Annotated in this window: 5 protein-coding genes; all 5 read right to left on the reverse strand. The window is 48.5% G+C overall.

Annotated features, from left to right (window positions below; all coding sequences use genetic code 11):
* The coding region (locus tag JF818_RS16380; protein ID WP_233066655.1) for a hypothetical protein at positions 1–188 on the reverse strand (188 nt) is incomplete at its 3' end.
* 7 nt (positions 189–195) lie between these two features.
* Positions 196–1296, reverse strand: coding sequence for an ABC transporter ATP-binding protein (locus tag JF818_RS07130; protein ID WP_198891340.1), 1101 nt, complete (start codon positions 1294–1296; stop codon positions 196–198).
* An 11-nt stretch (positions 1297–1307) separates the two neighbouring features.
* Positions 1308–3545, reverse strand: coding sequence for an iron ABC transporter permease (locus tag JF818_RS07135; RefSeq protein WP_198891341.1), 2238 nt, complete (start codon positions 3543–3545; stop codon positions 1308–1310).
* Between the two features lie 77 nt (positions 3546–3622).
* The gene (locus JF818_RS07140; protein WP_198891342.1) at positions 3623–4690 is read right to left on the reverse strand and encodes an ABC transporter substrate-binding protein; all 1068 of its coding nucleotides are present in this window, start codon (positions 4688–4690) and stop codon (positions 3623–3625) included.
* 125 nt (positions 4691–4815) lie between these two features.
* Entirely contained in the window at positions 4816–5670 is an 855-nt protein-coding gene (locus JF818_RS07145) for a GNAT family N-acetyltransferase (protein ID WP_198891343.1), read from the reverse strand.
* Positions 5671–5808 lie beyond the last annotated feature (138 nt).

The following is a 5808-nucleotide window of genomic DNA, read 5'->3' on the forward strand; positions in this document are numbered from 1 at the left end:
CTTTCACCCCCGGTGTCCCTATGCTGTAGAAAAGTGCCGAAGGGAATACCCACCATTGAAGGAAGTATCACCAGGACATTCTGCAGCTTGTTGGGTAGTTCAGAACGATACCAAGTAAGGTTTGTAGAAATCTTGTCATACAGAAAAACAGGCTGTGAGAACAGCCTGTTTTCTCGTTGAGCAATCACTATCTGGTTACTCTTCGTTCTTGTTAAGCAATCGGACGCGATCGGGAGTGAAGTCAATTGAGACCTCTTCCCCTTCCCCAAACACCTTCTTTGCATGTGGGTCGTCAATCTGTACCAGGACTTCTCCGAAGGAGGTGTTGATGAATGCTTCCATGCTGTTTCCAAGATAGACATTCATCCTGACCTTCCCTTCAATCTTGCCCTTTCCCTTCTCCACAACACGGAGTGATTCAGGACGAGCCATCAGCACCGCTTCAGTTCCTACCTCCACATCGGTTGCAGCACGCTCTACTGCAACCTCTTTCTCTCCAAGCTGGCAGGTCCAAAGGTTTGCTTCCTGTTTCATTACCTTGACAGGGAAGAAGGCAGCCTTGCCGACAAAACCAGCAACAAAGCGTGAATCAGGATTTTCATAGATATCTATCGGGGAGCCAATCTGGCGGATATATCCGTCCTTCATGACTACTACACGGTCTGAGAGGCTCATGGCCTCAACTCGGTCGTGCGTAACATAGACAGCGGTAATGCCCAATTCCTTCTGGATTTTACGTATTTCTACACGCATCTGCTCTCTAAGCAATGCATCAAGGTTGGACAGAGGTTCGTCAAGCAACAACACTGATGGGGTGACAATAAGGCTTCGTGCGAGTGCAACTCGCTGTTGCTGTCCTCCAGAGAGCTTGGAAGGTGCACGGTCCCCATAGTCGGCAAGTCCGACCAAGGAGAGGGTTTCATTCACTTGCTTGGTGATTTCCTCATGGGGAATCTTACGAAGTTTCAATCCATAGGCTACGTTGTCGAAGACCGTCATATGAGGGAAGAGGCCATAGCTTTGGAACATGGTGGCAGTGTCACGTTTGTTCGGGGGTAGCATGGTGACTTCCTCGTTTCCAATGTATATCTTTCCCTCAGTGGGAAGCTCGAATCCTGCTATCATTCTGAGCGTGGTGGTCTTGCCACAACCGGAAGGACCAAGCAGGGTTACCAACTCGCCAGGTTCGATGACGAAGTGAGAATCATTGACAGCAATGACATCAGACTTTCCTTTTACATCCTTGAATTTCTTGGTTACATGCTCAAGGGTTACCGATACGCTTTTCTTTTCCATACATCACCACCTTAGCGGGTTGAAATAGTTTTTTGGGTGAGCTTGTCATCACGAACCACAACCTGCATCAGACCCCAGACAGAGAGGACGATGACGATGAGGATGGTTGACAAGACGCTGGCGAGACCGAAACGAAGGTTCTCCGAGAAGTTGAAGATCAGAACGGTCAGGTGATTCCAGCGAGCCGAAATCAAGAAGATGATTGCACTGACAGCAGTCATGGACCGTACAAAGGTGTAGGACATGCTGGACAGGAATGCCGGACGAATCAAGGGAAGGACGATCGTCTTGAAGACTGTAGGTACATCGGCACCGAGATCAGCTGCGCTCTCCTCGATGGCAGGATCAATCTGGTGAAGGGCAGTAATGCCATTCTCCAGTCCTACCGGTAGCTCTCTGATTACATAGTTTATGACAATGATCGCCCCAGTTCCTACCAGCAAGAGTGGTTGCCGGTTGAATGCCAGAATGTAACTGATACCGATCAAGGTACCAGGAATGGCATAAGGGGTCATGATCAACATCTCAAGAAATCGTTTTCCGGGGAATTTCTTTCTTACTATCAACATTGCGGCAAGCATAGCCAACAGTCCTGCTGTTGGTGTTGCAATGGCAGCCAGGGTTACCGTGTCACGAATGGATGTCCATCCACGAGAGACAGCTTCGCCCCAGTTTGCCAGGGTGAAGGAGTAGTCGATACCCCAGTTGACCACGAAACAACCTGCCACGATGGTCAGGTAGAGAGAGGCAATGAAGCCAAGGAAAATCCAGGAGAAGGTCTCCAAGGCAACCCTGACCGGTTTGTTGGTGAGTTCGGTAAGCGTAGTGGAAGGTTTTCCTGTCACCGTTACATAACTCTTCTTTGCAACCCAGTTTCGCTGTACCAAGAAGGCTGTGAGGGTTGGCATCAAAAGGATGAATGATAGGGCTGAACCAGCTCCGAGGTTGCTACGACCGGTTACCAACATATAGGCTTCCGTTGAGAGTACCCGGTAGTCACCGCTCAGCAACAACGGGTTTGCAAAGTCAGCCAGCGAATTGGTGAAAACCAACAGCCAAGCCGATAGAATGCCAGGAACAGAAAGGGGGAGGGTTATCTCCTTGAATGTCTGCCATCTGGTGGCACTCAAGTCAAGGGAGGCGTCCTCCACGGTGGAATCAATCTGTCTCAAGACACCACTGATCGTCATAAACGCAATGGGGAACATTCCGATTACCTGTACAATCGTCAGGCCACCCAAGCCATAAATGGACGTATTCAGGTGAAGCAGTTGTTTACTGATCAGTCCATTGTTACCAAACAAGAGAATGATGGAGAGGGAGAGACTGAACGGTGGGGATATGACCGGCATGGTTGCCATGGTGGTCATCAATTTCTTTTTCTTGAAACTTGTCCGTTCAATCAGGAAGGCAAACATGAAGCCGACCAGCGTGGAAATGGTAGCTGTAAGCACACCCAGTCTGAGCGAGCCCCACAGTGCGACCAAGTAGGTTGGGGAGAGGCTCTCTTTCCATGTCTGAAGGCTGAATACCCCATCTTTCATGAATGAGAGCCTGATGGCCTCTACCAAGGGGTAAGCGATAAAGACTATGACAATACCAAACAATCCCAGTACCATGAATCCCGTCAATGGATCACGGGTAAAGGTAAGTACAAGGAGAATCCCCAAGAACACCACTGCCGCGGCTATGAACAGGGTCTTGAGCAAGTTGCTGTATCCAGTGGCAGTACTGGAAGGGACAAGAATCATTGCAGCTCCGGATACTTGATACCCTGTCTCATCCACAACGGGTACAAAGTATACCTGGCTTTTAATGGTATCTGCGCTAATCGTACCAGGGTCCAGGCTATAATCAGCTTGATAGGTTGATCCAAGCTTCATCGGCTCCAGATAGTAGACACTCTCCATGGCCTTTTGGAATTCAGGAGTGCTGCTATACGCTTGGAATAAAGCATTTACCGTCTCAGATCCACTTTCAGGTATAAAGTTGAAGCTCTGTTCATCAAAGGTAAGATAAAGAGCTCTCGCCCCTGGGATGATGTCTTTAACCGTTGGAACCCAACGGGCAAAATCCTGTGGGGTCCTCTCATCGGGAACTGTTTGCGCGAACAGCTCAATTTCATTGAAATTACGCTCTGCTTCATATGATCTAAAATCAGAAGAGAGTGTGCTGTACATCCAGAAATCAGCCAGCAGGAATATCAGCGCTGCAGCGCAGAACTGAAGGATGCGTTTTTTTGTAAACATCGATTCATTCCGTTGGAACTACACACCCTGCAAGAGAGCTTGCAGGGTGGTAGGAAAAGCTAAATTACCACTGGTAATTATCTCTTATTTCCGATCTCATTGGTCCAGCGGTCAAGCAGACGGGTCTTGTTGACCTTGTCTCCATCCCAAGCCATATCCTGGTTGACTGTCTTGATCTCATTGATTGACAGGGCATCAGGATGCTTGGCAGCCCCTTCAGCTACCAGTACCACGTACCACTCGGTGAAGGTCTCTTGGGCAACAGGACTGGAGAGAACCCAGTCATACAGTTTCTTTGCATTGACTGTATCCGGACCACCCTTTACCAAGGACATGCTTGCCAGTTCGTATCCGGTTCCTTCAGAAGGAGCGGTGATTACGATTGGGGAACCAGCTGCCTTGAGCTTGACCTGGTCGTGTGCATAGCCGATAGCAACAGGGATTTCACCGGTTGCAACGCTCTTGCCAGGAGCACTTCCGCTCTTGGTGTACTGGTCGATGTTCTTGTCCAGTTCCTTCATGTACTCAATCATCTTGTCCTCAGTTCCAAAAATATCGAGAACTGTGGTCAAGGTGTTGTATGCAGTACCGGAGGAGTTGGGGTTTGCCATGCGGATATATCCCTTGTATTCAGGCTTGAGAAGATCAGCCCAGCTCTTGGGGGGATCGAATCCAAGCTCTGCTGCACGATCAAGGTTGGTCACGAAGGTGAGAGGACCAACATAGAGACCGATGTAGAAGTTATCCGGGTCACGGAACTGCTCAGGGGTCTTGGACGTGTAGCGACTTACATAAGGGGTAGTCAAGCCTTTGCTCTTTGCTGTGATGTGGTCAAGTCCAACACCACCAACCCAGATGGATGCCTGGGGATTGGATGCCTCAGCCTCAAGACGGGCTACCGTCTCTCCACCACTGAGACGAACAAAGTTAACCTTGATACCAGTCTCTTCCTCAAACAGCTGGAACAGTTTTGCAGCAAGAGGTTCCTCAAGCGTCGTATAGGCATTTACGCTTCCCGAAGCAGCAGCCACAGGAGCTTCAGTCTCACTTGCAGCTGGTGCAGGAGCAGCCTCTTGGCCTCCCTGTGCGAACAGTGCAGGTACGAGCATTACGAGAGCCAAAACCAAAGCAATAGTTTTTTTCATGCTTTCCTCCAAAATTTCGTATGATGTCCATCTAGATAGACAAAGAACTATGTATGTTTTATGCTAATGCCGCCAAGTTCCTGCAGTCAAGGTAAATCCTTCCAACCGCCAAATTGAAACCATTATCAAAAAATCATTGCATGGTAATCAACTCGGTTCAGCGTACAAAAGCCAAGTTTCTGATATAAGGCAAGGGCTGGAGGGTTGTCACTATCAACTTCCAGTCTTATTGCTTCTGTTTTCTTCGTGAGTGTATTGAGAGAAGATTCCATCATTTGGTAACCGTAGCCTCTTCTTCTATATGCCTTGTGAATACCCACTGCATGGATCATTGCCACCTCTTTATCAAGGTAGTGCACATTCAGCGTACCTACCGGCACTCCTTCAATATAGTAGAGAAATACCTGACCATCAGGGCGAGAGAGAAGGAAGGTTAGGTGTTGTTTGCTGGTCTGCTCATCCTGCTCAAAAATTTCACTCAGGATTTTCCCTGCAATCTCTTGTGTTTGCTGGGTAACTTCAGTGAGCATACCGGTGCTTTGCCTGGTTCTCCATTCACTGCTCTTCAGTTCCAGTACATACTCTGTCCGTGCGATGGTTGGATAGCGCTTGTTGAGGTACTTCTCTCCACTTTTCGATCCCTTTTCTCTGATGAACAGTGCTTGGGTATAGGTTGTGTGTGAGAAGAGGGGGAGTGCTGCAGCAATAAGAGCCGTCATATAACCCCGCTCTCTTTTTCCTGGATGGGTGAAGCCGGTGAACTCAACTTCTTCTTTGGTTGGGAAAAATGCTGTCAGGACACTGACCAGCTGTGCTGCCTCATACCCAAGGAAGAAGCACGGCTTTTCTGGCTCTACGTTCATATCACTCACAAGAAAGAGTTCTTGGGTAAGTGGTTCCTGCAGGCAGCAGAGTGCATACAGCTCTTCAATGTGTTGTTTTTGTTCGCTCGTAAACGTGTTGCATTGTTGGATATTCATCAATGCAAGTATTGAAGAAAAATGCCGGTACAGCTAGAGGTGTGCACCGGCATAGAATGTAAAAATCTTGATTTATGCCTTGATCAGGTGAACGGCGAATCCGCTGAGTTCCTGCTCAAGGTAACATACCTTGATCTT

Source organism: Sphaerochaeta sp. S2 (assembly GCF_016406725.1).
Lineage (GTDB): Bacteria > Spirochaetota > Spirochaetia > Sphaerochaetales > Sphaerochaetaceae > Sphaerochaeta.

Excerpts from the sequence above, each read along its gene's own strand:
- JF818_RS07130 (WP_198891340.1), bottom strand. The coding sequence starts at position 1,296 with ATGGAAAAGAAAAGCGTATCGGTAACCCTTGAGCATGTAACCAAGAAA.
- JF818_RS07135 (WP_198891341.1), bottom strand. The coding sequence starts at position 3,545 with ATGTTTACAAAAAAACGCATCCTTCAGTTCTGCGCTGCAGCGCTGATA.
- JF818_RS07140 (WP_198891342.1), bottom strand. The coding sequence starts at position 4,690 with ATGAAAAAAACTATTGCTTTGGTTTTGGCTCTCGTAATGCTCGTACCT.
- JF818_RS07145 (WP_198891343.1), bottom strand. The coding sequence starts at position 5,670 with ATGAATATCCAACAATGCAACACGTTTACGAGCGAACAAAAACAACAC.